Origin of the sequence: Acidovorax delafieldii 2AN (assembly GCF_000175235.1) — a bacterium.
In the GTDB taxonomy this organism is placed as follows: Bacteria; Pseudomonadota; Gammaproteobacteria; order Burkholderiales; family Burkholderiaceae_C; genus Acidovorax; species Acidovorax delafieldii_B.
The window spans coordinates 79,544-104,878 of record NZ_ACQT01000002.1 but is presented as its reverse complement, the minus strand read 5'-3'; the positions used below and the strand labels follow the sequence as shown (position 1 = coordinate 104,878).

The window sequence follows — 25,335 nt, the reverse complement described above, 5'->3', positions numbered from 1 at the left end:
CGGGCATCAGTTCATGGCGCGGGGCTCGTGCCCGTTCCATCGGCAACGCACTCAGGAGATCACCATGAATCCATCGGTCACCGCGCCAGCCAACCCCGCACCCGCCGACCAGGACCTTGCCGAGCAGGCCCGCCCCGGCCATGGCATTCCGTCGCAGGACCCGGATCCTCCGGCATAGATGTCGCTGGAACCCCAAGACGCTGAGCGCGAAGTCAACTCGGTACTGGCGAGCGGCGGCATGGTCGTTGGCATGGTCACGGGCGCCGCCATCGGTGTCGGGGTGGCAGGGCCGGTCTGGGTGGTGGTCGGGGCCGCGCTCGGTGCTGTTGCTGGCGTGCTGGGTGGCGCTGCCGCTGGCGCCACGGCCAACCCGGACGATTCGAGCCACACCGAAACACCGAAACAGCGCCTGCGGACAAAGTGCGCCTGTACATCGAAGACAGCGGTGGCGGCGGCCGGCCGCTGGTGCTGATCCACGGCTGGCCGCTGTCGGCCCAGGCCTGGGAGCCGCAGGTGTCGGTGCTTCAAGCCGCCGGCTATCGGGTGGTGGCCTATGACCGAAGGGGCTTCGGCCGTTCCGATAAGCCGGAGTCAGGTTACAGCTACGACGCGCTGGCCGATGATCTGCAGCGCGTCTTGGAGCAACGCGAACTGCAGGACGTGACGCTGGTGGGCTTCTCGATGGGCGGGGGCGAAGTGGCACGTTACATCGCGCGGTGCGGTGAATCGCGCCTGCGCAGCGTGGTATTTGCTGCGGCCGTGCCGCCGTATCTGATGCAGACGGCCGACAACCCCGAAAGCCCGCTCACGCCCGAGAAGGCGCAGCAGACCAAGAAAGCGCTCGAGCAGGACCGCGACGCCTTCTTCGCTCATTTCACCAAGGACTTCTTTTCGGCCGATGGCGCGCTGCAGGTCACCGAGTCGCAGCGCAGCGACGCGATCGCCCTGTGCTACTAGTCAGCGCAGCATGCGGCGCTGGCTTGCATGGACTCGTTCGGCACGACCGACTTCCGAGAAGACCTCAAGAAGGTGACAGTGCCCACACTGGTGATCCACGGCGAGGCGGATTCGATCGTGCCCATCAAAGGCTTTGGCCTGCGCACGCACCACGCCGTGCACCACAGCAAGCTGGTGAGAGGTAACGGTGCGCTGCACGTTCTGAACGTGTCGCACGCGCAGGCGTTCAACGATGCGCTGCTGGCGTTCCTGCGGACGTGACCGTCGTCACCGCTGTCATGGCTTGCGGCCGCCGTGGGCACCGGCCAGGTCCAGCAGCACCGCCGACAACGGTCGTTGGAATCGACGGGCCAGGAGCCCCTCAGTGATCCCTATGTGACCAAGACCGGAAATACACGGCATGGCCTTGATCGACTGCAACCGCTACAAAGCCGTACTTGGACCGTCGAAGGTCGCTTCAGACTGATTTCTTTCATGGCTGGGTCACTGAGCTTGAACCCCTGCTGCATGAAATGGATGCGCAGCAGCGTCTGTACTGGCGCCGACGCGGAGTGTGGGGCAAGCTCAAAAAGGAGGCGCTCTACTTGTTTCACCAACTGCTCTGACCCCTCTCTCAATGCGACAATATGCCGTCGCTGTGAGCAGCGTTACAGCTTTTATTTTTTACTCTCAGCCAGCTTTGGCTGACGCGCGACTTTTTACAGGTTCTCGAAATGGAAGCAGCCGTGCGAGCGTTTTACAGAGTTTATTTTTACGATCACATTGACTCCAACAAATAAAGTCTGTCGGGCGCAAATAAAGTTCGTCGGGAAAATTCCACATTAAGAAATGCGAAAGTGCCTCAGTTGAGGCGCTTTCGTGCCTGATCACGACGGTGTATGGGCGGTGGGGTGGACTGCTTCAGGCTGATCTCAGTCGTTCGCGGCGGGCTGCATGAATGACTGCAACGGCTAACACCAGTCGTCGGCCGGCGACGCACTTGTGTGTGGCTCAAAGGTGCCTACTGGAGCCGGGTGGATTCAGGGGCGATTCATAGTGAAAGTCGTGAATATGCAAACGCGCCATAACAAGCCTCCGGCACTCATACGAGTTCACGGTCAAGTTGCTGGAACTGCAAAACAGTAATCTTGAATTCAGTGAGCTGTGATGTCTGACAGGCTTCGCTGCTCCCGGTTGGCGGAGTTCTGTGGCTCACCGTAGCGACAGCCCAGCAGCCTTAATGGCTTGGGCGTAGCGTGGGTGCTCGCTTTGTAGGCTGGTGGCCAGGTCGGCGGGTGAGCCTCCCGCTACTTTGAACCCTTGGGCTTCGAGCTGTGCGCGTACCTCGGGCGTTTTCAGTACGGCCTGTATGTCCCGGTTGATTTTGGCCACGATATCTGGTGGTGTACCAGCGGGTGCGAAATAGCCCTGCCAGCTCTCCACTGAAAAGCCCGGCAGCTTGCCCGCCTCGGCCACTGTGGGCACATCAGGCAGGGCGGGGGAGCGGTAGCTGGTTGTCACCGCCAGAGCGCGCAGGCGCCCGGCGCGCACATATTCCGTGACAGCCGCCAGTGTGATCAAGGTCGCGTTAGTGTGGCCGGCCAGTACATCAACCGTGGCAGGTCCGCCGCCAGGGTAAGGTATGTAGTTCACCTTGGCCCCCGTCTCCTGCGACAGGATTTCATGGGCCACATGGGCAATGCCGCCATTACCGGGCAGACCCAGGCTGATGCTTTCGGGTTGGGCCTTGGCGCGGGCAATGTAGTCGTGCAGGCTCTTGATGCCGGTGCCTGGATGCACCACCAGGATCTGTGGGCTCACCACAGCCTTGATGACGGGGGTGAAGCTCTTGTTCGTGTCATAGGGCAAGTCTCGGAACAGGATGCTGTTGAGCGTGATGCCTTCACCCTGCTGCAGCAGGGTATATCCATCGGGGGCCGCCTTTGCCACTTTGGCGGCACCAATGGTCCCGCTGGCACCTGCGACGTTTTCCACAACGACGCTTTGTCCCCAAAGCACCGCCAGTTTTTCAGCGAGGGTCCGGGTCAGCTTGTCAGCGCTGCCGCCGGGTGCAACCGGAACCACGATGCGCACGGGTTTGGTGGGGAATCGGGCGGCGGGATCGGGTGCCGCGTGCTGGCGTGTGGCGAACGTCAATGCGGTCAACGCAAGTGCGGCGATGGCGCTGCGTCGCAAAGTGTGGCGGGTAAAGGTCATGACGGCGATGGCGTGAAGCGGTAATGCCTGCAGTCTGGAGAGTGCCGCCCTGTTTGCGAACGAAGTTTTCCGGATATGCATAGGCGTTCAGGGAGCAATGGCGCTTGCTGCATATGGATAGCTGAATTCATTCGTAGCCAGCTTGGGCAGGGGCTCCTAACGTGGAAGCCGTTTCTCTGACAGAGCCATCCCATGACCCAGACCAATATTCCCCTTGATTTCAGCGGCAGCGATATCGCGAGCCGTCGCACAGCCGCCGTAGCGGTTTTCATTTCCACCGCACGCCGTCTGGTCCCGGATCCGGAAGCCGCGACACCCGATGCCCTGAAGGCCGTGGCTGCGGCGCTGGAGCAGCTGGGGTTGCAACGTGAGTTGTTTCCCGAGGATCACTTTCCCGTATCAGCTGACAATCCGGCGCAGGTATACCGACTCAGTGAAGACGCAGGCGGGCGGTATGCGCTCTATGTGTCGGCAGGGCTGCCGGGCAAGGCACAGCCTCCGCATGACCACACCACCTGGGCCATGATTGCCGGTATTTCTGGAGTGGAACGCAACGTCTTCTACCGCCGTGACACCACGGCGGACACGGCGCGTGACGCACTCACTGCCGAAAAGACGGTGGACGTGGTGCCTGGGGTTTCCGTCGTGCTTTCCCCCACGGATGTTCATACGATTGAACTGGTGGGAGATGCCACGGGCTTGCACCTGCATTTCTATGGACGGGGGCTGGACCGCATGCCCAAACGTGTGGTGTTCGAGAGCAAGGCTGGCGGTACCTACCGCACGTTTGCGCCTCCCAAGTCCATCCAGCACCCCGTCATCACTCCCGGGGCACTGAAAGCCGCGTTGCAGGACGGGGAGGAGATTGCCGTACTGGATGTTCGCGAAACCGGGGTGTTTGCGCACCGCCATATCCTGTTGGCGGCTTCAGCGCCGCTGTGGCGCCTGGAATTGCTGATTGACCGCCTTGTGCCACGTCCAAGCACCCGCATCGTGTTGGTGGATGGCGATGGTTCATTGGCGCATGAAGCCGCTGCCAAGCTGGTGCGCTTGGGATGGCGCAACGTTTCTGTGCTGGTGGGCGGCACTGACGGCTGGGAGGCTTCCGGCCACGAAATCTTCAGCGGCACCAATGTGCCCAGCAAGGCATTTGGTGAAGTGATTGAACACGAGAAGCACACGCCGTGGATCACCTCCCAAGAGCTGCACGATCGGGTGGAGCGGGGCGAGAACATCGTGGTGGTGGACAGCCGCACCCCGGAAGAATTTGCAGCCTTCAGCCTGCCTTTTGCGCACAGCCTGCCGGGGGCCGAGCTGGTGTACCGCATTGGTGAAATTGCCCCGGACCCGGACACCTTCGTGGTGGTGAACTGCGCAGGCCGCACCCGCAGCATTGTGGGTGCGCAGACACTGATCGACGCGGGGATTCCCAACCGCGTGGCCTCCTTGCGCAATGGCACCATGGATTGGCTGCTCACGGGGCGCACCCTGGCCCACGGGCGCACGACGCCGTTGCCAGAGCCATCCGCCCCCGCTTTGGTGGCTGCGCGTGAGCGTGCCGCACAGGTGGCCCAGCGTGCCGGTGTGCGGCGCGTGAACACCACGGAATTGGCTCAGTGGGAGAACGAAGCCCCGGAGCGCACGCTGTATCCCTTTGACGTACGCACCCAGGGTGAGTACGAGGCGGGGCACTTGGCGGGCTGGCGCTGGGCACCGGGTGGCCAGTTGGTGCAGGCCACCGACGAATACGCTGCCACGCGGGGCGCGCGCATCGTCCTGGCCGACTGGGATGGCGTACGGGCGCTCACCACGGCGGCTTGGCTGGCGCAGTTGGGTGGTTGGGAGGTGTTTTTGTACACGCCACCATCATTGGCTCCTCTGGTGACGGGGGCGGAACCTGTGCGGGTGCTGGCGTCGTTTGCGCCGGCAGCGCAGCTGGCTCCCTCCCAGGCCGATGCATTGCTGCGCGAAGGCCGTGCCGTGGTGTTCGATGTGGACCGCCGTGCGCATTACGAGAAGGCCCATATTCCGGGCGCACAATTCTCTGTGCCTGACCGTTTGCCAGCCTACGTGGCAGATCTGCCAGCCGATCGCGTCGTGCTGCTCACGTCTCCGGATGGCGTTCTGGCCCGCTCTGTGGCGGCCGAGCTGGGTGCGCACACGGGGCGGGACGTGCGCGCCATTGCGGGGGGCACAGCTGGCTGGGCCGCTGCAGGCTTGCCATTGGAGCAGGGAGACGAGGGAGTGCTGACCGGCGATGACGACCACTGGTACAGCCCTTATGCCCATCGGGATGTCGCGCTGCGCAACGCCGGTTTTCAGGAGTATCTGGATTGGGAGCTGGGGTTGGTGGCGCAACTGGAGCGAGAGGGGCATACGGGAATTCGGCTGCTTCCCACCGTGCAGGCGTAGCCCATTGCACGACGCTGCCATGGCTGCCGGATCCCGGTCAGTTATGAATGAAAATAGCTTCTCGTGCTTATCTGTAAAGCGCTAGAAGCTATTGTTTTTATAGCGTTTTGTGGACCTCGGTGCGTCGATCATGCCACTGCAAGACGGGGGCGTGACGCGACTCTGGCGAACGCCTGCTCCAGGTCGGCGATCAGGTCTGCTGGGTCTTCCAGGCCAATGTGCAGGCGCACCACGGGGGCGGTTCCTTTCCAGGCGCTGTGCTCGCGCAGGCGCTCCGGCTGGGCAACCAGGGCCAGGCTTTCGTAGCCGCCCCACGAGGCCCCGATGCCGAAGTGATGCAGCGCATCCACAAAGCCGTGCGCGGTGTGCGCATCGGCATCGTCGTCGAATGCGAAGGACACCAGGCCACTTGCACCGCTGAAATCCCGCTTCCACAGCACATGGCCCGGATCGGACGGCAGGGCGGGGTAGAACACCTGGCCAACTTGCGATTGCCCCTGCAGCCATTCCGCCACTTGTGTGGCATGGCGCTGGTGCTGCGCCAGCCGTACAGGCAAGGTACGCACACCGCGCAGCGCCAGGTAGGCGTCATCGGCGCCGATGGTGAGGCCCAGGGCCTCGTAGGCGGTGGAGATCTTCTCGGTCAGGGCGGGGGTATCGGTGACGACGATGCCTTGCATCACATCCGAATGCCCGGCAATGTATTTGGTGGCCGCCTGGATGGAGATGTTGGCACCCAGCTTCAAAGGCTGGTAGAACCAGCCCCCGCTCCAGGTGTTGTCGGTCGCCACGGGAATGCCGTGTGCGTGCGCCACGGCCGCGATGGCGGGCAGATCAAGCACTTCGTACAGCAGAGAGCTGGGGGACTCCACATAGACCAGCCGGGTGTTGTGGCGGATCTTGGCCGACAAGTCGTCCTGCGAGGGCGAAAAGTACTCCAGTGTGATGCCCAGGCGCTGCAGCAGTGTGGCGTCCACGCGGCGCACGGGGGAGTACACGCTGTCGGCGACCAATGCGTGGTCGCCTGGCGAAAGCAGAGCAACCAGCACCAGGCTGATGGCCGCCAAGCCCGAGGGCGCCAGGAAGGCGCGGTGGCCGCCTTCCAGCGCCGTGATGGCGTCCTCCAGAGCGCGGTGGGTATCGAGCCCATGGCGGCCATACGACGCGACGCGCTCGCCAGCCATGCGGCGGTGGTGGTGATCGGTGTAAGCCGCAGTGCTTTCAAAACGCACGGTGCTGGTGCGCACGACGGGCACGTTCACAGGGCCTGATCCGTCGCGCAGCGCAGGGGCTCCGGCATGCAGCAGCCGCGTGGCCGCGCCCAAGGTGGCGTGGGGGGCGGTCATGCCACGGCCTCGCTGGGGCGGAAGTAGGCCGCGTTGTAGTTTTTCACTTCGCCGGTGTCCGGGTCGATGGCGACACGGCCGGTCAGCGTCTCCAGTGGCTGGCCATAGAGGTGGAAGTGGAGGGTGGGTTCGGTACCCACCACCGCAATGCTGTGGATGTCGTCAGGCAGGAAGGCAATGGGTGCGCCGGGTTGCACCGTGAACTCACGCGCCAGGTGGATGTGCGCGTGGTGGGGGTTGCTGCGGTCGTCCGTGCGTTCGTAGATGTGGTTCACTTCCTGGCCCTCTACGGCCACGATCACGGCCCAGGTTGTGTGGTTGTGCGGGGCGGTTGTCTTGCCGGGGTTGATCGAGTTCAGGTAGAGGGCCAGGCCGCCGTCCCCGTCATCGGGGTTGAGCCGATAGCGGGTGGAGGCGCCCACGCCTCGCGTTTCGGCGGGTGGGGGGAAGTCGGCACGGCTGAAGAGTGCCTTCTGTGCGGCCAGTTGCTCCAGGCGGGCTGTGATGGCAGACAGCGTGGCGCGATCCGGCACGCCCTGTGCGGTGAGGCGCCGCACATCGGCCAGGGTCGCATCAACGGCCTGGCGGCGTACCAGTGAAATGGAGGCAGAAGTGGAAGAGGTGGTCATGGGAATCTCCAGGGGTGAGCGATTCAAAGGGCGAAGCGCAGTTGGTTGAAGGGGAGGGGCGGCGTGGGCTGCATGTTGCGCGGACGGGTGCCCTCGCCCAGGGAACGCTGCAGGAATTCACGGGTGCGTTCGCTGCTCGGGTTGCCAAAAATCTGGCGGGCCGGGCCGTGTTCAACGATGCGTCCCGCCTCGGTGAAATAGACCTGATCGCTCACTTCTTCCGCAAAACGCATCTCGTGGGTGACGAGCACGCAGGTCATGCCGTCCTTCACCAGATCGCGGATCACCGTGAGCACTTCGCCCACGGTTTCCGGGTCGAGGGCGGAAGTCACTTCGTCAAAAAGGATCAGTTCAGGCTGCATGGCCAGGGCGCGGGCAATGGCCACACGCTGCTGCTGGCCGCCAGACAGCTCACCGGGGTAGGCACTTTCCTTGTGTGCCAGCCGTACCTTCTTCAGCAGTTCGCGAGCCTCTCGCAGGGCAGCGGTCCGGTCGCGGCCCACCACGCGGGTGGGGGCGAGGACCAGGTTTTCCAGCACCGTGAGATGGGGGAACAGGTTGTACTGTTGGAACACGAATCCCACGCGCTTGCGCAGGGCGATCAGTTCCGCCTCGGTTCTGAGCGTATCGACCCGGGTGGCCCCCACCAGGATCTCTCCACGTTGCGGCCGCAGCAGGCCTGTGATGCAGCGCAGGATGGTGGACTTGCCCGAGCCCGAGGGACCGATGATGGACACGGCCTCGCCCCTGCGCACCTGCACGTCGATGCCCTTGAGTACTTCGTTGCTTCCGAAGGAAAGGTGTACGTTTTTGAGATTCACCAGAGCAGCGTTGGAGGCCGGGGCTGTGACGAGGGTGGAGAGGAAGGCGTCAGTGGCGTTCATGGCGTTTTTCCAGGGCGCGGGTGGCGCGGGCAATGGGGTAGCAGTAGGCGAAGAAGAGCGCTAGCAGCGTGAAGTAGACGAGGATGGTGAAATCCGTTCGTGCCACCGTGTTGCTGGCGATCTGGGCGGTGTCCACCACGTCGTGCACGCCCACCAGCGATGCCAGGGATGTGCTCATGGTGATGCTGGCGTACAGGTTCATCCACGGCGGCAACATGCGGCGCACGCATTGCGGCAGCACCACCAGGCGGAAGATCTGGCTGCGACGGAAGGCCAGCGACTGCGCGGCCTCCCATTGCGCACTGGGAATCGATTGAATCGCGCCGCGGAAAATCTCCGCCACGTTGGCACTGGTGGGCAGTGCCAGGCCCAGGACCACCTTCACCCAGTCTGGAAAGGGGAAGGTCCAGGACACCAGGTGCACCTCGAACGGAAACACGTAGGTGGTGAAATAAATGAGCACCAGGATCGGCGCGTTGCGGAAGACCTGTACGTAGCTGCGGACCACCACGCGCACGGCATGCACCGGCGAGAGGGAGAGCGCGCCCACGACCAGGCCCACGGCAGTCCCAAGTGCCACCGCCAGCACACTGATCTGGATGTTGACACCCAAGCCACGCAGCAGCGCAGGCAGCCAGTTCCACAAATACGTGAAGGCGCGGGGTGTGGTGCCAGTGGCGCTCCACACCAGCCCCAGGGCCAATAGCGCCAGAGCCGCAACCAGCCAGGGGCTGCGCAACGTATGCCAGGGCGGCCCTGATGGTCGGACGGCGGCCGGCCGTGGGTTCAAGACAGCGTCATTGGCCATAGCCGGGCATCCTCAAATGGTGTTCCAGCCAGCGGCCTGCCAGGCTTACGAGCCAGGTCAGCAGGCCGAACCAGAGCAGGATCAGCAGCAGCAGCTCCAGCACGTTGTCGCGTTGCGACCAGATCATGATGGACTCGTACGTCACGTCGCCCACCGCGATGGCAGATGCCACGGCGGTCATCTTCACCAGATCCACCAGGTTGTTCACCAACGATGGCAAGGCAAAGCGCACGGCCAGAGGCAACTGCACGCGGGTCAGCAACTGGCGCTGCGAAAAGCCGAGCGAGCGAGCGGCCTCCAGCGTGGTGGCGGGCACCGCCTCGATGCCTGCGCGCAAAGCTTCTGCATGGAAAACGCCCTTGTGCAGCGATACCACCACCACCACCCACACAAAGGGAGTGAGCGGGTTGTTGCCCGCGCCCCAATCGCGCAGCTGCTGAGTGATGAGCATGTTGAGCACGAGAAAAGCGCAATACAGCTGCACCAGCGTGGGGGTGTTGCGCGTCACTTCGACCAACGCACGCGCCGGGCGGGCCAGCCACGCACGACCGGATGTCAGGAGCGAGGCCAGCGCCACGCCTGCCAGGAGGCTGCCGGGTATGGTGAGCAGTGCCAGTTGCACGGTGACGCCCAGGCCGCGAACGAAGGCTTGGCGCTCTCCGGCATCAAGCACGAAGGCGTAGTTCAGTCCAATGCCTTTGAGGGCTTCCACGCTCTGGGCAATAAGGGTGGCATCGCTCATCCTGCAGCCTCGGCTTGTTCCGCTGGTACGCAGGCTTTGGGTGGTCGACGCAAGGCTGCCACGGCGCGGGCAATGCGGGTGGTGGCGTCTTGCAGAGCGGCGTCGCTGGCTGCCGTAGAGATACGAAAGTAGGGAGAAAGGCCATAGGACGCACCATCCACGGCTGCCACCCCTTCAGCTTCCAGCAGCCACTCGGTCAGGTCGGCGTCGGAGTGGATCACCCGGCCATCTGGCCGTAGCTGGCCGATCAGTGCGCCGCAGTGAATGAAGGCGAAGAACGAACCACCCGGAGGCAGCATGGACAGGCCCGGCACGGAACGGATTGCCTGCTCGACCAGCCGTGCGCGGCGCGCATAGGCAATGCGTGCTTCGTCCACGAAGGATTGGTCCGGTGATTCCAGCGCCGCCGTGACGGCCGCCTGCGCAATCGAATTGGGGCCGGACGATGCCTGCGACTGGATCACCACCATGGCTTGCACCAGCGCTGCGGGACCAGCGCCCCAGCCGATGCGCCAGCCGGTCATGGCATAGGTTTTGGAAGCACCGTTGACCAGCAATGTGCGTTCTTTCAGGTCGGGTGCCACATGCAGCCAGTGGGTAGGGGCTGCGGGTGTGAACCAGATGTGCTCGTACAGCTCATCGAGCAGCACCAGCACATGGGGGTATCGGCGCAGCACGGCGGCCAGTGCCGCCAGCTCAGCGGCGTCATACACCGCTGCAGAAGGATTGCCCGGCGTGTTCAGCACCAGCCAGCGGGTGCGTGGGGTGATGGCGGCCTCCAGTGCCTGCGGGGTCAGCTTGAAGCCCACCGTGATATCGCAAGGCACGATCACGGGCGTGCCGTCGTTCACCAGCACCATGTCCGGGAATGAGGGCCAGTAGGGGGCGGGAATGATGACTTCATCACCCGCATTCAGCGTGGCGGCCAGTGCGTTGTAGATCACCTGCTTGCCGCCGTTGCTCACGACGAGCTGGCTGAGCGAGTAGTCCAGCGCATGCTCGCGGGCGTACTTGGCGCTGATTGCTGTGCGCAATGCCGCAGTGCCTTGCGTGGGTGTGTACTTGGTCTCGCCTCGCTTCAAGGCAGCGATTGCCGCCTGCTTGATGGGCTCGGGCGTGTCAAAGTCGGGCTCTCCGGTGGTGAGGCTGATCACATCGCGCCCCTGGGCGGCCAAGGCAGCCGCCCGCGCGCTGGCGGCCGCGTTGGGCGAGAGCTTGACGCGCTGCACGCGTTGCGAGAGGGGAAATGGGGTGGTCATGGTGCGGGGCTTTCTTCTGTGTGCGGATGGGAGGCAGGTTGTGCCAGCACCTTGCCGGGGTTGAGCAGGCCCAGCGGGTCGAACGCGGCTTTCAGCCGGTGCATCAGGTTCAGCTCGACGGCGCTCTTGTAGCGGGGCAGTACGTCGCGCTTGGTTTGGCCAATGCCGTGCTCGGCACTGATGGAGCCGCCATGGGCGTGCACGCTGTCGTGCACCACCTCATGGATTGCATCTTCAACGGCGAAGGTGTCGGCGGGTCTGCCATCCAGGGGGGGGGACACGTTGTAGTGCAGGTTGCCGTCGCCCAGGTGGCCGAAGGCAACGGGCCGCACGCCAGGAAAGCGTGCCTGCAGCGCTGCGGCAGTGGCGACCAGAAAATCAGGAATGCGAGAGATGGGGACCGATACATCGTGCTTGACATTGCTGCCATCGCGCTTTTGTGCTTCGCCCAAGGCCTCGTCCCGCAGGCGCCACAGGGCCTGGCTTTGCTGCAGGCTCTCGGCAATGGCCGCGTCCTGCACCAGGCCATCCTCGAAAGCCTGTCCGACTACGGCTTCGAACCGCTCGCGCGCATGGGCTTCGCCCTCGGCGTCCGAGAGTTCAATCAGTGCGTACCACGGCGCATTCAGCGCCAGTGGAATGGGGTACTCGGGGGCGTGCCGGGCAATCAGGCCCAGGGCTGTGCCCGACATCAGCTCGAAGGCCGTGAGGCTGGCGCCAAAGCCAGCGCGTGCTGCGCTCAGAAAGGCCACGGCGTCACGGATGCAGCCAAAGGCCAGCAAGGCGGTGTGCTGGGCCTGGGGCAGTGGGTAGAGCTTGAGTGTGGCGGCGGTGATGATGCCCAGCGTTCCTTCGCTGCCCACGTACAGGTCGCGCAGTGCATAGCCGGTGTTGTCTTTGCGCAGGCCGCGCAGTCCATGCCATATTTCACCTTCTGCGGTGACCACCTCCAGGCCCAGCGCCAGCTCGCGCGTGTTGCCGTAGCGCAGAACCTGCGTGCCGCCAGCGTTGGTCGAGAGATTTCCTCCAATGGTGCAGCTGCCTTCTGACCCCAGGCTCAACGGGAACAGCCTGCCGGCTTCTCGCGCCGCCTGCTGTACTTTGGCCAGTACCGCGCCAGCCTCCACCGTGAGCGTGTCGTTGTCGGTATCGATGGCACGGATGCGTTGCAGCCGTGTGAGCGACAGCACGATGGCGCGGCCACTGCCGTCCGGTGTTGCAGCGCCCATCAAGCCCGTGTTGCCCCCCTGCGGAACGATAGGGGTTCGGTGCTTCACGCACAGGCGCACGACTTGTGCCACCTGTTCGGTGCTGGCGGGGCGCACTACCGCCAATGCGCGACCGGTGATGCGGCGGTGCTGGTCGGTCAGGTAGGCCTCGGCGTCGGTGTCGGTCAGCACATGGCTGGCGCCCACGGTGTCCCGCAGTCGGTTCAGCAGGCTGGCACTCATGCAGGGGCTCCCTCATGGGCAGGTTGCAGCAGGTCGGCGACGCCCGCGCGTGCCGTGATGTCCCGGATCTGGCGCAGCAGAGGGGCGGGCAGCGGAATGCCCAGGCGCGCACGCTCGGCGTGTTGCGCAGCCTCCGGATCGCCCCGCACCAGCACGGGTTCGGCTGGATTGGCGGGGCGGGTGGCGTGCAGCACGTCCAGAATCGCGTCCAGCTCGTGCTCAAAGGCTCCCGGCTCTCCGAAGAAACGGGGATCAATGGCGATGAAGCTGTGGCCCACATTGGCAGGATCGCCGGGGCCGTGGCTTTGACGATACAGCGGGGCAAAGGCCCCGCCGTTCAGCGTGCCGCCCAGCACCTGCGCCAGCAGCGCCAGGCCATAGCCCTTGTGACTGCCGCCATCGCTGCTGCCACCCAGGGGAGTGAGCCCTCCATCTGGCTGATCGAACACTTGGGCGCGGGCAGCCTCGGGCTCGGTGACCGGCTGGCTTTGCCCATCAACCACCCAGCCTGAAGGCACGGGCTCACTGCGCAGTGCCTTGACTTTCACCCGGTTGGCGGCAGCGGTGGTGGTGGCCATGTCGAGGACGAAGGCGTTGTTGTGTGAACCCTGGGACACCGGAGCGGCAAAGGCGATAGGGTTGGTTCCCAGCACCGGCTCGGCCGCCCGCGTGGGTACCAGCAGAATGCCTTGGGCCGAGCTGGTGACCAGGCCGATCAGGCCTTGTCGCTGCGCAATGCGGGCATACACGCCCGCCGCGCCGAAGTGGTGCGAGTTGCGAACGCCCACCAGTGCGATGCCAAGGGCACGGGCCTTGTCTACTGCCAGCTGCATGGCCTGGGCGGACACGGCATGCCCCAGGCCGGCATCGCCATCCAGCAGTGCGGTGGCCGGGCCGTCGCGCAGTACGCGGGGGCTTGCCGCCAGATGCAGGCGCCCGCCGTCACGCATGGCCTCGTACTGCGCCAACATGGAGATGCCATGCGATTCCACGCCCAGAAGGTCGGTTTCCACCATCAGCGCGGCCGTGGTATGGGCTGTAGTTTCCGGCATACCCCAGGCTTGCAGGATGGCGGCCGTCTGGGCCCGCAGGCTCTCGGCAGTGAATCGGGATTCCACGGCGCTCATACGGGTGCCTTCTTGAACTTCTCGTGCAATTGGTACAGCAGCGGCGTGGGGTTCATCCCGTGGGTTTTTTCCACCTGGATGAGCCACCCGGTGCGGTGCCAGTCCTGCACCACGCGGTCGATGGCGGCCTGGGTATCGTTCTCGCCCTTGCGCAGCCAGATGACTGAGGGGGAAGGAATCAGATCGCTGGGAGATACGATCTCGTAGTCTTTCCAGTCCGGGTTTTCTACGACCAACTCGCGCAATGTCGGGCTCACATGCACGGCTGCGGTGCAGTTGCCGCCGCGCAGTGCCAGCAGTGACTCCGGCTGGCCCCGGAACGCCTTGATGTGTGCACCGTGCTGGTCTGCCAGCGGCTTGGTGAAGTTGCTGCCCTGGGATACGCACACGGGCTCGCCACGCAGGTCATCCCAGGCCTTGATGCCGGTGCCCTTTTTGGCAATGGCGGCTCCGCCCACTTCCTCAAAAGGGGTGGGAACGAAGCTCAGGATCTCGCTGCGCTCCTGCGTCCACTGCATGTTGGCGACGAGGATGTCCACCTTGCCTTGCTGCAGGAATTGCACGCGGTTGGAGGGCTGCACCTGCACGGTTTCTACCGTTACCCCCAGGCCTTTGGCCACGCCCTCGGCCAGCAGCACGTTGTAGCCAACGTGCCTCTGCGTGGCGGGGTCGATGGTGCCGAAAGGCGGGCCGGAGAGGATCACGCCGACCACCAGCTTGCCGCGCTGCTTGATCTTGTCGAGCGTGGCATCGGCATGTGCGGCAGGGGCCGTGATGGCGCACAGCAATCCCAGGCCGGCGCCAACGCGACGAAGCGCGGTGGGGGTGGTCATGGCTTCTTGGCCTCTGCGGATGCGGCCTGGGCTTCGGTGTACACGGCGAAGTCGAAGGGCGCGCGATCAAACTGGCCCTTGAGTGCACGCTGATGGCGTTCGGCGATCCAGGTGTCTGGTACGCCGTTTTCGCGTGCCAGCTTCAAAAGCAGACCGGAGCGGTGCCAATCCTGGATGGCTTTGTCTACAAAAGCCTGAGTGTCGGCTTCGCCACGGCGCGTCCATACCACCGTAGGCGATGGGATCAACTGGTCGCGCGATCCCACCAAGGCGAAGTCTTTCCATTCACCGCCATTCGGGCCATTCAGCGTCTCGTACAGTGCAGGCTGGATATGAACGGAGGCAGCGCAGGTGCCGCCCTTGAGCGCCAGCAGTGACTCCGGGATGCCGCGCAGTCCTTTGACGACAGCACCATGGGCCTCGGCCAGTGGTTTGGCGTAGTTGCTGCCCTGCGAAACGCAGGCCACCTTGCCGCGCAGGTCTTCCCATCTGGTGATGCCACTGGCTTTTGCCACCAGGGCTGCGCCGCCGATCAGGTCATAGGGGGTGGGCGCGAAGGACAGAATTTCGCTGCGCTCCCGTGTCCATTGGATGTTGGCGATCAGCAAGTCCACCTTGCCGCTTTGCAGGAACTGCACGCGGGTGTTGGCCGTGACAGGCACGGTCTCCAGTTGCACGCCCAGGCGCTTGGCGATGTCTGCGGCCAGTTCGGTCTGGTAACCCCCCGTCTTGCCGGTGGCGGGGTCCAGCTTGCCAAAAGGAGGGCTGGCGCCGTCGATGCCGACGGAGAGCTTGCCGCGTTGCCTGATCTTGTCGAGCGTGGCGTCGGCATGGGCGCTGGAGGCGCTCAAGACCAGGGCCAGCGCAGCGGTGAGGGGGGCGAGGAGTCGTGTCATTCTGAAATCCGTTCGGAAAGCGTCCAGTCAGCCCCGCAAGAGGAGGCTGATGGATGGGCCGGGGGCTGGGGTGGGAGCGCTCTGGCCGGGTTAGCGCGCTGCCTTGAACTTGGCTTGCAGTTCAGGTAGCAGTGGGTTTGGCGGCTCAATGCCCACGCGCTTCTCGGTCGCAATCAGCCAGCCCGTGCGGTGCCAGTCCTGCACCACTTTGTCCACGGCGGCGATGGTGTCGGCCTCGCCCTTACGGGTCCAGACCACGGATGGCGCAGGCAGGATTTCGGTGGCGATGGGGGCGCTGTACTGGCTCCACTCCGGGTTGCTGCGCAGCAGTGGGTGGATCAGCGTGCTGTCGTGCACGGCCGCCACGCAGGTGCCGCCCTTCAGGGCCAGCAGCGAATCCGAGGAGCTCTTGAAGCCCTGGACCTGCGCGCCGTAGTCATTGGCCAGCGGCTTGGCAAAGCTGCTGCCTTGCGAGATGCAGACGGGCTTGCCGCGCAGGTCATCCCACTTGGAGATACCGCTGTCCTTGCGCACGGCTGCAGTGCCGCCCACCCGGTAAAACGGTGTGGGGGCATAGCCCAGGGTCTCGGCGCGGTCGGGATTGAGTTCCATCGACGCGATGAGCAGATCCACCTTGCCTGCCTGCAGGAATTGCACGCGTGTGGCGGTTTGCACCTGCACCAGTTCCGCTTCCGCGCCCAGCCCCTTGGCCACGGCGCGTGCCAGCTCAGGGTTCCAGCCCACCAGCTGTTGATTGGCCGGGTCGATCGAGCCAAACGGGCCGCCGTTGACCAGCACCCCGATCGTGACTTTGCCGCGCTGCTTGATCTTGTCGAGGGTGGCGTCGGCGTGGGCCCACCCTGTGGCCAGGGCAAGCAGGGCACCGGCTGCAAGGGTGCGTTCGAAAGCAGAGATTTTGGTGCGCATAAAAAGAGCTGGAATCAGACAAAAAAATCAGAAAGAAGCTGAATCTTCGGCCTGCCCCTCGATCTGCAACAACCAATGTTTTCGAGGATCGATATGCGGTTTGCGCGTGAAGCCTCAGCCAGCGTCAGTTGGTTGCGCAAGCAGGCAGCCGGAACGCGGCCAGTTCGTCCGGCTGGCACTGTGCAATCAGCCCGGTTTCCCATTCCAGGTAACGACGGGCGGCATCCAGGTTGCCGTCGTGTCGGTCGTGCACGAAGAACAGGTAGTCAATGGCGGATGCGTCGTCTGGCAGATTCGGCGTCGCTTCTACGGGCAGGCCTGCGGCGAGCCAGTCTGCGGCCAGCGCCCACTGTGCGGTGCCAGCATCCAGTTCCTGAAGGGCCAGTGCTGCCGTGGTGGCGTCGGGTGCCAATACGAGGACGGGCTGGCCGGGGCCGGCGTTTGCCTGCACGTCCGCGGCAACGCGCGGACGCACCGACCAGATCGCTCCTGCTGCGTGCTGCTTGCGGTACGACTGCGAGGGCTGTATGTCCACCAGCAGGGGCTGATGCTGGGTGGTCCAGGCTTTCAGGTCTGTGTGTGTGATGGGGGGGGCATCGGGGATAAGGACCTTTGGGTTGTCGTTCTTGCGCAGGTCCAGCGGGGCGTGGACACCACCTTCCACTGTCGCTGTCTCGTAGCCGAGCCGCCAGAGCCATGCGGCCACCACGGGTGCACGCACTGCCTCGTTGTCCAGCAGGAGCACGCGGCTATGGCGCACCCCAATCGTCTGGTCGGTGGCCTGCAGCAGTTGGCCGCCGGGAGCGTGGCGGGCGCCAGCCAGGGTGGCCGTGGCAAATTCCCCGGCGCTGCGCACATCCAGTACGTAGGTGGTGCGGGTGCGGTCGTCAATCCAGGCCTGGGCTTGCGCGCTGCTGAGCAGGGGTACCCCTGCTTCTGCGGCAACACGAGCTGCGGCGGCCTGGTCTTGCGGGCGGGCGTGGACAGGGGTGGCATCGCGGCGCGTGCTGCCGTGGTCCAGTGCCATTCCCGCCAGTGCCCAGCCCTGGGTGCCATTCTCCAGGGCAATTACAGGGTTCGGCACTCCCAGGCTGCGCAGGATCTGTGCACCAATGATGCTGCGCGTTCGCCCGGCGCAGTGGATGACGATGGGGGTTTGCGGGTCCGGCGCCAGTGCATGCCAGCGCAAGGCCAGTTCCCCGTTGGGAACGGAGGTCGCGCCGGGAATGGTCATTTTTTGGTGCTCGGCGAAGGTGCGCCCATCCAGCAGCACCAAGGGCTCACCTGCCAGTTGACGGCGCTGCAATTCCTGCGCGGACAGGTGAGGCGTTTCAAACGCATGCTCCACCAACTCGCCAAACGTCTTGGAGGGCAAATTCACCCCTTTGAATAGCACGTAACCAGCCGCCGTCCACGCCGGGGCTCCGCCTTGCAAGACATGCACCTGGGTGTAGCCCAGATGCGCCAAGCGCGCTGCGGCGCGTTCGGCCACTCCATCGCCTGCATCGACCAGCACGGTACGTGTCTCATGGATGGGTACTAGCAGGGGCACGTCAAACTCCAACCTGCTATAGGCTGCCGGAATGGCAAAAAAAGGATGGCCTTCGCCGAACTGGCCTGCTTCGCGCACATCCAGCAGTGCGATTTCGAAGCCATCGTTAAGCCACGCACGGACGGTGGTAGCGGATACAGAGCGGGAGTGGGAAAGTTCGGGCATGGCGGTGATCGGTCGCAGGTATTTCCAGTGAGTGCGCCACCTTAGGCCTTGCCCATGCGTGCAAGCAGCTGGGCGATCGAACTTTTTCAACTATGCATTCTTGTTTTTTGCGTCTTGAGTTGCCTTCCACGCAAACCTAACCCACGACTCCTGTCTCGATCTGACCAACCCCTGTGCGTAAACTGGTTGTTTATTTTGTGGATAAGTGCCGGATAGACGCACGAGTTGCAGGCGCTGAAAGAGCAACTCAAGACTGGGTACAGATTCGCCGCGGAGCTTGTTTCATCCGAGACGCCGGCAGGCGGCCTTCGAGCACTTCAAATACCCGCCCCCCAGTGGGTCAGTTCTGGGTGGAAATCACAGTCCCGAACCATTGCAGTCTGTGGTTGTGCCCAGGGGCAGACATTTTGAGAATCGAGCGTTCCACACATTTCTCGGAGGATTGAGTCCCACGCGCCACTGATGCGGCCGTCTTCACGATGGCAAATCTCTTCTGCCCCCATGACGCGAGGGAGCCCTTTGCATCTTTGGACCATGTATGGCGACTTTTTATCTCTCCTTGGAGTGCGTGTCCTACGTCCTGCCGAACGGCGAACCGCTTTTCTCCGATCTCAATGAAACCTTTGACCAGCGGCACACCGGCTTGGTCGGGCGCAACAGTAGCGGCAAGACCGTTCTGGCGCGCATTCTTGCCGGCCAACTACAAGCCCACCTGTGGGCGCTGCATGCGAACAGGCACGGTGCATTACCTCGCCCAACAGGTCAGCCTGCGGCCGGACGCCACAGTTGCTGAATTGGCGGGTGTGCAGGGCGTACGCGATGCGCTGAAGCGCATCGCGGCAGGCAGTTCCGCACAGGCGGATTTCGATGTGGTCGGTGCCCGACGGGACATTGAGCAGCAGCTTGGACATGCGCTTGCACAGCAGGGTCTGCAGCACCTGGATGCCAGCACGCCGGCCTGTGCGCTCAGCGGCGGTGAGGCGATACGGGTGGCGGTGCTCCCATACACTTGGATCTTTCGAATGCGCGTCACGCCATCGCATGAGTGGTGATGCGCCATCTGGAGCTATCATGCCTATTGCACCAACGACCTTGCTATCTCTCCAACAGGCAGGCGAAAGCCTGTATGCAGCCCGACAGGCCTTCGCCCAGGAAGTGCAGCACAACGCCAGCCGCGTGGTGGGCATCGTGGCCAGCGAGCCCTTCAGCAACGATGCCGATCGTGCCTATGGACAGCTACGCACCATTGCGCGCATGGCACATGAGTTGCAAGCAATGGAAGAGCAGCTCAAAGCCCTGTACGGGGCCGCCATGGAGCTCACAGCCCCCGAGACACCGGTACTGGTCGCACTCTCTGATCGCCACTCCCGCACCCGTGCCCACCCGAATGCGACTGGCAATGAGGGTGCGGAAGACGTTGTCGTAAAACCTGCGCTGAAAAAACAATCACCGAAGAAGAGGGCGGCTACCAAGGTGGGCACTGAGCCTGCAAGCCAGCCTCAGCGCCTGAGCGCCAACGATGAAAAGGTCCTGGCGCATCTTCGGCAAGTCCTGGACCGTCGTGGTTGGAAGACCTTCACCCAAGCATCTATCGCTCAAGGTGCCGGGATTCCTTTGGGATCCGTGGGCCTGGCAATACGGCGGGTGATAGCGGCGGGGGCGATTCGTGAGGGGCAGAAGGGTCGTTATCGGCTGGTTTGAAGGCCAGTGATTCAGCCGAGCCAGGCAACTTGGGGTGTTTACGACTTTAGTTGGCACCTCTTAAAAGTTGAGAGCCCAGGAACCCGCATGAATGCTAGGGATGCTAGGGTGGGGTTTGCGACTTTCATTATCCGGAATAATTGAATCAGCCAATACCAGCCTGTCTGGAAGTTGCTGGTGCCGGGCCGCTCCTCGCTACTGCCTCCAGCCACAGCTGCCGCCCCTGCCGGTGCACACCAAAGCCTAACCGCTTCGCCATGGCGAAGATAGCCGCGTGCCCGTGCTGGCAGACCAGTTGCCGTACGTCGGGCATTTGCCCCAAGGCTGTAGCCAGCAAGGTGGTGCCCACGCCTCGGCCGTGCAGGGCAGCGGCCACTGTGAGGGCAAGTTCCCAACTGCCCGACCGGCGCGTGTGGGCGAGTTGTAGCACGCCGACAAGACCCAGGTCGCCCGGAAGCCATGCGCCCCAGCAGCGCTGCTGCTCCCAGGCCAGGCGTGCCACCCAGCGCAGCACGGCCTCGTCATTCAGCGTGGCGCCGAAGCGGGCATACCGGTGCTCTGCCGGCAGGGCCAGCAGGTGCAGGCCCAGTGCACTGCGGTGCACTGGCAGCAAGGGCGAGATATCAAGGCTCGATGGCCACATAGGTCAGCGGAGCCGAGGCGCAGAGCCGGCGTTCGCCACTGCTCGATGATTCTGCCCACATATCCACCTGCACACGGATCGAGCGCCGGCCTGTGCCGATCACGTTGGCCGTCACCTCAACGACATCCCCCACGCGAGCCGATGCGACGAAGTCCAGCTGCTCGGTGCCCGCCATCACCACGGGGCAGCGCACCTGGCGCGTGGCGGCCACAAAGCCGGCCTTGGCCATCCAGGCCATAGCCGGGCCACCGTGCAGCACGTCACGGTGGTTCACATGGCCAGGGAAAACGATCTCGGCTACGGTGGCGCAGGCCATGGTCGCGTTTTCGGCGCAGGCTTCATGCTTGGCCTGCACCGCCTCGGCCGCATCGGCGGGCGCCTCATCGGCCTGGCGCACCATCACGAATTCCCCCGAGAGGCATTGGGTACGCGTACCGCTGAGCAGGTCCTCGGCGATCAGACGTGTGTCCACGGTGACGGAACGGCGGCCCCGGTGCAGTACCTGAGCGCGGCATTCCACCAAGTGGCCTGCAGGCGCTGGCGCGGCAAAGTCCAACCTGCCCACCGCGGCCGTGACGACGGAACCACGCAGCACCTTGCTGCCCACGATGAAGGCCATGCGGTCTAGCATGGACAGGGCTGCACCACCGAACAGGGTGCCGTGGTGGTTGGATTGATCAGGCCAGACCATGTCGACCACGATCATGGAAAGGAGCTGAGAGTCCGCGGGGGCGGACGTTTCGGGTTCAACGAGTACAGACAAGGTGCTTCCTCCGGTAAAGAAGGCGGGAGCACGGCAAAACCAGGCGCAACGCATGCGGGCACGGCCACACGCGCTGACCCGAAGGCGCAGGCGCGCGGAAGACGAAGGCAGGACGAAGTACCACCGATCTTGCTCGAGGACACCCCGCCCCATGCACAATCACATCGCCCCGTGGCAGGTCTCCTGGCTCTCGGGTCGTCGTCCGCTGCGGCCTTCCCGGCACCAAGCCAGTGGTTGTCAGGCAGCGGACTCACCGATCACAGTTGCGGGGGCAGCCACAGCTTGGATGGAGCGTCCATCCCTCTGTCGTTCCCTTTTCATTCCTGCTGTTGGGCAGGAAACCGCGAGGCAGAGTCAGTATAGCGGGCCTAGGCAGCCGCCGTGGCACGCAGTTCGCGCGCCGCGCGCACCATATGCGTCAGCGCCGGCAGCACCTCGGACCACTGCAGGGTCTTGAGGCCACAGTCAGGGTTCGCCCACAGGCGCTCGGCAGATATGCGCTCGGCCGCCTTGCGCATGAGCTGCACGATGCGTTCCTGCGTCGGGATGTGGGGTGAGTGAACGTCGCAGACGCCGGGGTCGATCTCGTTCGGGTACTTGAAGTGGTCGAAGGCGGCGAGCAGCTCCATGTCCGAACGTGAGGTCTCGATGGTGAAGAAGTCGGCATCCATGTCGGCGATCGAGGTGATGATAGGCAACGCGGTTGCATTGGTCTGTTTGCCGAACCCAGCGGGGTAGGTGGAAGGGGGTATCGTCTTGAGGCGCTACAACCCAGGTTATCAGCCAGGTGAAATGGGCATGAAGCTGGATATCCCTCTGCCGAGTGAAGTCCTCGCCGAGTATCTTGGCGGACTGAAACTGATTGATGCAGCCGCCAAGATTGGCATTGGCCCGGATGAACTGTCCAGCGTGATGGAGGGTTCAACAACCATCGGTGCCAACTTGGCCATCAAGATTGGACGGGCAACGGGAACCTCTCCTGCGCTTTGGACGGGCCTGCAATCTGCATATGACGCAAGGGTGGCCAACGTCCTGGAGCCGAACAACCAATTGCAGGGTTTCGAAGGTCTGATTCTGGCTCAGGCGGTTGTGGCTTTCAGATGCGGCCAGATCGCTCAAGATGGTGGCGGTGTGCAGATCACCGGAGATCCGTTCTCGCATACCGGCACACCCACAGAACACATGCCTAGTCGTGTTAAGTTGCGTGCTATGGCGTGCAATCGTCAGTATTGCCGGGAACCAGAGCGGGATGGTTAAGCTTCACGCCCGCCGACCTCATCGGAAGCATCATTACCGTGCCGTGCGTGGAGTCCGTCACATAGAGCGTACGGCGACCCTCCCCGCCAAAGGCGATGTTGGTCGTGGAGCTACCCGCAACTCCTCGCAGCACCTGCACGGGTTCGGCCCGATGGTTGAGGACCCACACATAGCCCAGGCCCGGGTTGGCCACCAGCAGGTGGCCTTCAGCGTCCACCGCCAGCCCATCGGGGCCGCTGGGGCCATACGACGTGAAGAACTGGCTGACCTTGGCCACGCTGCCATCGGGCAGCAGCGGCACACGCCACACGCAGTTGCCGCGCGTCACGGCCAGGTACAGCACGCGCCCATCGGGAGACAGGGCCACGCCGTTGGGGCTGGGCACGTTGTGCAGCAGCAAATCCAGCTGGCCATTGGGGCGCAGGCGGTACAGGCGGCCACTCGGGTCGTGCAGGCCACTTTGGCCCTGGTCGGTGAAGTAGAGATTGCCTTCGGCGTCAAAGATCAGGTCGTTCACGCCCTTGAAGCGCTCGCTGTTGCGGCGCTGCAGGTACGGGGTGATGGCGCCCGTGGCCACATCGAGCTGCATCAGGCCGTTTTTGTAGTCGGTGATGAGCAGCGTGCCGGGCTTCAAGAACTTGAGACCGTTGGGCTCGCCGTCGTACTCGGCCACCAGCGCCCAGTCGCCCTGCGGGTTGATGCGAAAGACACGACCCCAGGGGATGTCGCTGACGTAGAGGTTGCCTGCGTCGTCGAACACCGGGCCTTCCAGGAACGAATCGGTGATGGTGCCGCCCCGGTTGGCGTCAGCCCAGTCGCTGCGCTCACGGCGACGAAAGGGCTCGGGCATGGCGGTGAAGACATCGAGGTCTCGGACTTCAGGGGCTTGAAGCAAAAACATGGCGGGGTCTTTCCAATTCGTTCAGGCGGCGGGAGCGGTATCGAAACCATACAGCCGCGCCGGGTTGTCGACCAGGATGCGGTCCATGGCCGCGTCGCTGCCAGCCCAGGCCTGCAGCAGGTCCACCAGATCGGCATCGTTCACAGTGCCGGGCGCCTCGGTGGTGTGCGGCCAGTCGCTGCCCCACACCAGGCGATCCGGCGCGGCCTGCACCAGGGCCTGGCCCAGCGGCAGGGTGTCGGCGTAGCTGGGGCCATGCACGGTCGAGCGCATGTAGGCGCCCGAGAGCTTGACCCAGGTGTTGCCACCATCGAGCAGGCCGCGCACCACGCCGTAGGCCTCTGCGGCCGGGCCTTCGGCGGGATCGATGCGGCCCAGGTGGTCGATGACCAGGGGCACAGGCAGCTTATGCAACTGGGGCGCGAGGGCGATGAGCTGCTCCGGCTGCGCAAAGATCTGGATGTGCCAGCTCGCGCAGGCCGGGTGCTCGGCCACCTTGCGCGCCAGCGTGGCCAGCATGGCGGGCGTGGTGGTGCCCCATGATTGGGGCGAGACGAAATTGACCCGCAGCCCGCGCACGCGACGTGCGGCCAGGTGGGCCAGCTCGTCGGCACTTACGCCGTCATCCACCACGGCCACGCCGCGTGCAGCGTCGCCCAACTGGTCCAGCGCATCCAGCGTGTAGGCGTTGTCGGTGCCGTAGGTCGATGGCGTGACCACCACCGTGCGCGTGGTGCCCAGGCGCGCCTGCAGCTGCCGATACACCGCCACGGGCGCCACTGGCGGAGTGCGCGGCCAATGGGCTGACGGCGCAAAGCGCGGGTCAAAGATGTGCATGTGGCTGTCGCACGCGCCGGGCGGCAACTGGCGCTGCGGGCGGTTCAGGCCCACGGAGTGGGGCACCGGAGTCATTGCTTCTCAATACCTACTTTGACCGCCACAGACTCCCACAGCTGGGCATCTGCCTTCAGTTTGTCCGCAAAGGCGGTTCCACTGAGCACGCTGGGCACGGCACCGAGGTCTGTGGCAAAGGTCTGAACATCCGCGCTGCCCATGGCTTTGGTGATTTCCTGGCGCAGCTTGTTCAGTACAGCTTCTGGAGTGCCTTTGGGAGCCCACAGGCCGGTGAAATTGACCACTTTGTAGCCCGGCGCGCCCGCTTGGGCAAACGTGGGCACATCGGACACTGCCTTGAGCCGCTGCTCGCCGCTCACTGCCAGCAGGCGCACTTTACCGCCACGCACTTGCCCCATCACACCAGGAGTGGATGCGATCTGGAAATCGATGGTCCCGCCCAGCAACGCCAAGGTGGCTTCACCAGCGCCTTTGAATGGCACGTGGGTGGCCTTGAGGCCGCTGGCATCTTGCAATGCTTCTGTGGCGAAGTGGGGCATGGTGCCCGCTCCACCGGTGCCGTAGTTGAGCTTGCCCGGGTTGGCTTGGGCATATGCCACCAGGTCGCCCAGTGTTTTGAACGGGGAGTTGGCGGCCACCACCACGGTGGTGGGTGCGAAATTGAAACCAGCCACAGGCACCAGGTCGTTTGCGTAGTCCCAAGGCAGCTTCTTGAACACCTGGGGCAGGATGGAGTACGTGGTGTCATTGGCCATGAGCGTGTAGCCATCGCCCGGCGAACGCGCCACCTGGTTGGCACCGATGGTGCCGGTGCCACCCGCCTTGTTTTCGACAAAGAAGCTCTGCCCGGTTTGCTCTGTGAGCTTTTGGGCAATGCGCCGGGTCACCTGATCGACCGCACCGCCAGGTGGGTATGGCACCACGATCTTGACGGCTTTGTCCGGGTAGCCGGTTTGTGCCGTGGCATGGGCCATGGCGAAGGTCAGCGCAAGAGCTGCGCCCAGTGAGGTGTGAATGCGTCGCATGAAAGT

The 25,335-nt window shown here is 64.0% G+C and carries 25 protein-coding genes, 1 pseudogene and 1 riboswitch; of the genes and pseudogenes, 7 read left to right on the top strand and 19 right to left on the bottom strand.

Annotated elements, in window-relative coordinates; genetic code table 11:
- The first annotated feature begins 178 nt into the window (after positions 1-178).
- From ACDELDRAFT_RS24505 to ACDELDRAFT_RS25505, 3 genes are read left to right on the top strand one after another with little or no spacing between them, the layout of a single operon-like run.
- Positions 179-472 (top strand): hypothetical protein, encoded by a 294-nt coding sequence (locus ACDELDRAFT_RS24505; protein ID WP_005792853.1) that lies wholly within the window; start codon positions 179-181, stop codon positions 470-472.
- Complete coding sequence (locus ACDELDRAFT_RS25510) at positions 421-957, top strand: alpha/beta fold hydrolase (protein ID WP_005792852.1); 537 nt, start codon at positions 421-423, stop codon at positions 955-957. The genes ACDELDRAFT_RS24505 and ACDELDRAFT_RS25510 overlap by 52 nt, the downstream gene beginning before the upstream one ends.
- Positions 958-984: 27 nt before the next feature.
- A complete protein-coding gene (locus tag ACDELDRAFT_RS25505; protein ID WP_005792851.1) occupies positions 985-1,218 on the top strand; it encodes an alpha/beta fold hydrolase in 234 nt (77 codons plus the stop codon).
- A gap of 930 nt (positions 1,219-2,148) precedes the next feature.
- Here the strand turns inward: ACDELDRAFT_RS25505 and ACDELDRAFT_RS00990 are convergent.
- Positions 2,149-3,153, bottom strand: coding sequence for a tripartite tricarboxylate transporter substrate binding protein (locus ACDELDRAFT_RS00990; protein ID WP_005792849.1), 1,005 nt, complete (start codon positions 3,151-3,153; stop codon positions 2,149-2,151).
- Between the two features lie 192 nt (positions 3,154-3,345).
- On the opposite strand from ACDELDRAFT_RS00990, the gene ACDELDRAFT_RS00985 reads away from it, so the two are divergent.
- Positions 3,346-5,565, top strand: a complete 2,220-nt coding sequence (locus tag ACDELDRAFT_RS00985; protein ID WP_005792848.1) for a rhodanese-like domain-containing protein — start codon at positions 3,346-3,348, stop codon at positions 5,563-5,565.
- A 128-nt stretch (positions 5,566-5,693) separates the two neighbouring features.
- On the opposite strand, the gene metC is transcribed toward ACDELDRAFT_RS00985, so the two are convergent.
- The 12 genes from metC to ACDELDRAFT_RS00925 all read right to left on the bottom strand — a co-directional run bounded on the left by metC (position 5,694) and on the right by ACDELDRAFT_RS00925 (position 18,184).
- The gene (gene metC, locus ACDELDRAFT_RS00980; protein WP_005792847.1) at positions 5,694-6,911 is read right to left on the bottom strand and encodes a cystathionine beta-lyase; all 1,218 of its coding nucleotides are present in this window, start codon (positions 6,909-6,911) and stop codon (positions 5,694-5,696) included.
- Positions 6,908-7,540, bottom strand: coding sequence for a cysteine dioxygenase family protein (locus ACDELDRAFT_RS00975; RefSeq protein WP_005792846.1), 633 nt, complete (start codon positions 7,538-7,540; stop codon positions 6,908-6,910). The genes metC and ACDELDRAFT_RS00975 overlap by 4 nt, the downstream gene beginning before the upstream one ends.
- 23 nt (positions 7,541-7,563) lie before the next feature.
- Positions 7,564-8,424, bottom strand: coding sequence for an amino acid ABC transporter ATP-binding protein (locus ACDELDRAFT_RS00970; protein WP_005792845.1), 861 nt, complete (start codon positions 8,422-8,424; stop codon positions 7,564-7,566).
- Positions 8,411-9,232 (bottom strand): amino acid ABC transporter permease, encoded by an 822-nt coding sequence (locus ACDELDRAFT_RS00965; RefSeq protein WP_005792844.1) that lies wholly within the window; start codon positions 9,230-9,232, stop codon positions 8,411-8,413. The genes ACDELDRAFT_RS00970 and ACDELDRAFT_RS00965 overlap by 14 nt, the downstream gene beginning before the upstream one ends.
- On the bottom strand, positions 9,222-9,974 hold the full coding sequence (locus ACDELDRAFT_RS00960) for an amino acid ABC transporter permease (protein WP_005792843.1): 753 nt from the start codon (positions 9,972-9,974) through the stop codon (positions 9,222-9,224). The genes ACDELDRAFT_RS00965 and ACDELDRAFT_RS00960 overlap by 11 nt, the downstream gene beginning before the upstream one ends.
- Entirely contained in the window at positions 9,971-11,233 is a 1,263-nt protein-coding gene (locus tag ACDELDRAFT_RS00955; protein ID WP_005792842.1) for an aminotransferase class I/II-fold pyridoxal phosphate-dependent enzyme, read from the bottom strand. The genes ACDELDRAFT_RS00960 and ACDELDRAFT_RS00955 overlap by 4 nt, the downstream gene beginning before the upstream one ends.
- Positions 11,230-12,684: an FAD-binding oxidoreductase gene (locus tag ACDELDRAFT_RS00950; RefSeq protein ID WP_005792841.1), complete on the bottom strand. Its 1,455-nt coding sequence runs from the start codon at positions 12,682-12,684 to the stop codon at positions 11,230-11,232. Before ACDELDRAFT_RS00950 ends, ACDELDRAFT_RS00955 begins: the two co-directional genes overlap by 4 nt.
- The gene (locus tag ACDELDRAFT_RS00945) at positions 12,681-13,811 is read right to left on the bottom strand and encodes an Ldh family oxidoreductase (RefSeq protein WP_005792840.1); all 1,131 of its coding nucleotides are present in this window, start codon (positions 13,809-13,811) and stop codon (positions 12,681-12,683) included. The genes ACDELDRAFT_RS00950 and ACDELDRAFT_RS00945 overlap by 4 nt, the downstream gene beginning before the upstream one ends.
- Positions 13,808-14,644 carry a transporter substrate-binding domain-containing protein gene (locus ACDELDRAFT_RS00940; protein WP_005792839.1) on the bottom strand — a complete coding sequence of 279 codons (837 nt, stop codon included), beginning with the start codon at positions 14,642-14,644 and terminating at the stop codon, positions 13,808-13,810. The genes ACDELDRAFT_RS00945 and ACDELDRAFT_RS00940 overlap by 4 nt, the downstream gene beginning before the upstream one ends.
- Positions 14,641-15,540 (bottom strand): transporter substrate-binding domain-containing protein, encoded by a 900-nt coding sequence (locus ACDELDRAFT_RS00935; protein ID WP_005792838.1) that lies wholly within the window; start codon positions 15,538-15,540, stop codon positions 14,641-14,643. Before ACDELDRAFT_RS00935 ends, ACDELDRAFT_RS00940 begins: the two co-directional genes overlap by 4 nt.
- 90 nt (positions 15,541-15,630) lie before the next feature.
- A complete protein-coding gene (locus ACDELDRAFT_RS00930) occupies positions 15,631-16,467 on the bottom strand; it encodes a transporter substrate-binding domain-containing protein (RefSeq protein WP_005792837.1) in 837 nt (278 codons plus the stop codon).
- Positions 16,468-16,591: 124 nt separating this feature from the next.
- Complete coding sequence (locus tag ACDELDRAFT_RS00925) at positions 16,592-18,184, bottom strand: rhodanese-like domain-containing protein (protein WP_005792836.1); 1,593 nt, start codon at positions 18,182-18,184, stop codon at positions 16,592-16,594.
- A gap of 689 nt (positions 18,185-18,873) precedes the next feature.
- Between ACDELDRAFT_RS00925 and ACDELDRAFT_RS00920 the strand changes: the two genes are divergently transcribed.
- Together ACDELDRAFT_RS00920 and ACDELDRAFT_RS00915 are read left to right on the top strand one after the other, a co-directional pair.
- Positions 18,874-19,236, top strand: coding sequence for a hypothetical protein (locus tag ACDELDRAFT_RS00920; RefSeq protein WP_040327626.1), 363 nt, complete (start codon positions 18,874-18,876; stop codon positions 19,234-19,236).
- A gap of 19 nt (positions 19,237-19,255) precedes the next feature.
- Entirely contained in the window at positions 19,256-19,885 is a 630-nt protein-coding gene (locus ACDELDRAFT_RS00915; protein WP_005792834.1) for a hypothetical protein, read from the top strand.
- 145 nt (positions 19,886-20,030) lie between these two features.
- On the opposite strand, the gene ACDELDRAFT_RS00910 is transcribed toward ACDELDRAFT_RS00915, so the two are convergent.
- From ACDELDRAFT_RS00910 to ACDELDRAFT_RS00900, 3 genes and pseudogenes are all read right to left on the bottom strand, one after another.
- Positions 20,031-20,528 (bottom strand): GNAT family N-acetyltransferase, encoded by a 498-nt coding sequence (locus ACDELDRAFT_RS00910; protein WP_005792833.1) that lies wholly within the window; start codon positions 20,526-20,528, stop codon positions 20,031-20,033.
- Complete coding sequence (locus ACDELDRAFT_RS00905; RefSeq protein ID WP_232504679.1) at positions 20,509-21,291, bottom strand: acyl-CoA thioesterase; 783 nt, start codon at positions 21,289-21,291, stop codon at positions 20,509-20,511. Before ACDELDRAFT_RS00905 ends, ACDELDRAFT_RS00910 begins: the two co-directional genes overlap by 20 nt.
- Before the next feature lie 156 nt (positions 21,292-21,447).
- A riboswitch (cobalamin riboswitch) is annotated at positions 21,448-21,652 on the bottom strand.
- Positions 21,653-21,659: 7 nt separating this feature from the next.
- A pseudogene (locus ACDELDRAFT_RS00900) lies at positions 21,660-21,983 on the bottom strand (5-methyltetrahydropteroyltriglutamate--homocysteine S-methyltransferase); the annotation flags it as partial.
- Positions 21,984-22,089: 106 nt separating this feature from the next.
- Here ACDELDRAFT_RS00900 and ACDELDRAFT_RS24890 point away from each other — a divergent pair.
- Positions 22,090-22,548 (top strand): helix-turn-helix transcriptional regulator, encoded by a 459-nt coding sequence (locus ACDELDRAFT_RS24890; RefSeq protein WP_005792830.1) that lies wholly within the window; start codon positions 22,090-22,092, stop codon positions 22,546-22,548.
- Here the strand turns inward: ACDELDRAFT_RS24890 and ACDELDRAFT_RS00895 are convergent.
- Genes ACDELDRAFT_RS00895 through ACDELDRAFT_RS00885 form a run of 3 tightly spaced genes read right to left on the bottom strand, consistent with a single transcriptional unit; the run spans position 22,499 to position 25,329 of the window.
- Positions 22,499-23,449, bottom strand: coding sequence for an SMP-30/gluconolactonase/LRE family protein (locus tag ACDELDRAFT_RS00895; protein WP_005792829.1), 951 nt, complete (start codon positions 23,447-23,449; stop codon positions 22,499-22,501). The genes ACDELDRAFT_RS24890 and ACDELDRAFT_RS00895 overlap by 50 nt on opposite strands.
- A 21-nt stretch (positions 23,450-23,470) precedes the next feature.
- Positions 23,471-24,361 (bottom strand): amidohydrolase family protein, encoded by an 891-nt coding sequence (locus tag ACDELDRAFT_RS00890; RefSeq protein WP_005792828.1) that lies wholly within the window; start codon positions 24,359-24,361, stop codon positions 23,471-23,473.
- Positions 24,358-25,329 carry a Bug family tripartite tricarboxylate transporter substrate binding protein gene (locus ACDELDRAFT_RS00885; protein ID WP_005792827.1) on the bottom strand — a complete coding sequence of 324 codons (972 nt, stop codon included), beginning with the start codon at positions 25,327-25,329 and terminating at the stop codon, positions 24,358-24,360. The genes ACDELDRAFT_RS00890 and ACDELDRAFT_RS00885 overlap by 4 nt, the downstream gene beginning before the upstream one ends.
- Positions 25,330-25,335: the final 6 nt, after the last annotated feature.

Excerpts from the sequence above, each read along its gene's own strand:
- ACDELDRAFT_RS00915 (WP_005792834.1), top strand. The coding sequence starts at position 19,256 with ATGCCTATTGCACCAACGACCTTGCTATCTCTCCAACAGGCAGGCGAA.
- ACDELDRAFT_RS00970 (WP_005792845.1), bottom strand. The coding sequence starts at position 8,424 with ATGAACGCCACTGACGCCTTCCTCTCCACCCTCGTCACAGCCCCGGCC.
- ACDELDRAFT_RS00950 (WP_005792841.1), bottom strand. The coding sequence starts at position 12,684 with ATGAGTGCCAGCCTGCTGAACCGACTGCGGGACACCGTGGGCGCCAGC.
- ACDELDRAFT_RS00930 (WP_005792837.1), bottom strand. The coding sequence starts at position 16,467 with ATGCGCACCAAAATCTCTGCTTTCGAACGCACCCTTGCAGCCGGTGCC.
- ACDELDRAFT_RS00975 (WP_005792846.1), bottom strand. The coding sequence starts at position 7,540 with ATGACCACCTCTTCCACTTCTGCCTCCATTTCACTGGTACGCCGCCAG.
- ACDELDRAFT_RS25505 (WP_005792851.1), top strand. The coding sequence starts at position 985 with ATGGACTCGTTCGGCACGACCGACTTCCGAGAAGACCTCAAGAAGGTG.
- ACDELDRAFT_RS00895 (WP_005792829.1), bottom strand. The coding sequence starts at position 23,449 with ATGTTTTTGCTTCAAGCCCCTGAAGTCCGAGACCTCGATGTCTTCACC.
- ACDELDRAFT_RS00910 (WP_005792833.1), bottom strand. The coding sequence starts at position 20,528 with ATGTGGCCATCGAGCCTTGATATCTCGCCCTTGCTGCCAGTGCACCGC.
- ACDELDRAFT_RS00990 (WP_005792849.1), bottom strand. The coding sequence starts at position 3,153 with ATGACCTTTACCCGCCACACTTTGCGACGCAGCGCCATCGCCGCACTT.
- ACDELDRAFT_RS00885 (WP_005792827.1), bottom strand. The coding sequence starts at position 25,329 with ATGCGACGCATTCACACCTCACTGGGCGCAGCTCTTGCGCTGACCTTC.
- ACDELDRAFT_RS24890 (WP_005792830.1), top strand. The coding sequence starts at position 22,090 with ATGAAGCTGGATATCCCTCTGCCGAGTGAAGTCCTCGCCGAGTATCTT.
- ACDELDRAFT_RS00890 (WP_005792828.1), bottom strand. The coding sequence starts at position 24,361 with ATGACTCCGGTGCCCCACTCCGTGGGCCTGAACCGCCCGCAGCGCCAG.
- ACDELDRAFT_RS00945 (WP_005792840.1), bottom strand. The coding sequence starts at position 13,811 with ATGAGCGCCGTGGAATCCCGATTCACTGCCGAGAGCCTGCGGGCCCAG.
- ACDELDRAFT_RS00965 (WP_005792844.1), bottom strand. The coding sequence starts at position 9,232 with ATGGCCAATGACGCTGTCTTGAACCCACGGCCGGCCGCCGTCCGACCA.
- ACDELDRAFT_RS00955 (WP_005792842.1), bottom strand. The coding sequence starts at position 11,233 with ATGACCACCCCATTTCCCCTCTCGCAACGCGTGCAGCGCGTCAAGCTC.
- ACDELDRAFT_RS00940 (WP_005792839.1), bottom strand. The coding sequence starts at position 14,644 with ATGACCACCCCCACCGCGCTTCGTCGCGTTGGCGCCGGCCTGGGATTG.
- ACDELDRAFT_RS00985 (WP_005792848.1), top strand. The coding sequence starts at position 3,346 with ATGACCCAGACCAATATTCCCCTTGATTTCAGCGGCAGCGATATCGCG.
- ACDELDRAFT_RS00935 (WP_005792838.1), bottom strand. The coding sequence starts at position 15,540 with ATGACACGACTCCTCGCCCCCCTCACCGCTGCGCTGGCCCTGGTCTTG.
- ACDELDRAFT_RS00960 (WP_005792843.1), bottom strand. The coding sequence starts at position 9,974 with ATGAGCGATGCCACCCTTATTGCCCAGAGCGTGGAAGCCCTCAAAGGC.
- ACDELDRAFT_RS00925 (WP_005792836.1), bottom strand. The coding sequence starts at position 18,184 with ATGCCCGAACTTTCCCACTCCCGCTCTGTATCCGCTACCACCGTCCGT.
- ACDELDRAFT_RS24505 (WP_005792853.1), top strand. The coding sequence starts at position 179 with ATGTCGCTGGAACCCCAAGACGCTGAGCGCGAAGTCAACTCGGTACTG.
- metC (WP_005792847.1), bottom strand. The coding sequence starts at position 6,911 with ATGACCGCCCCCCACGCCACCTTGGGCGCGGCCACGCGGCTGCTGCAT.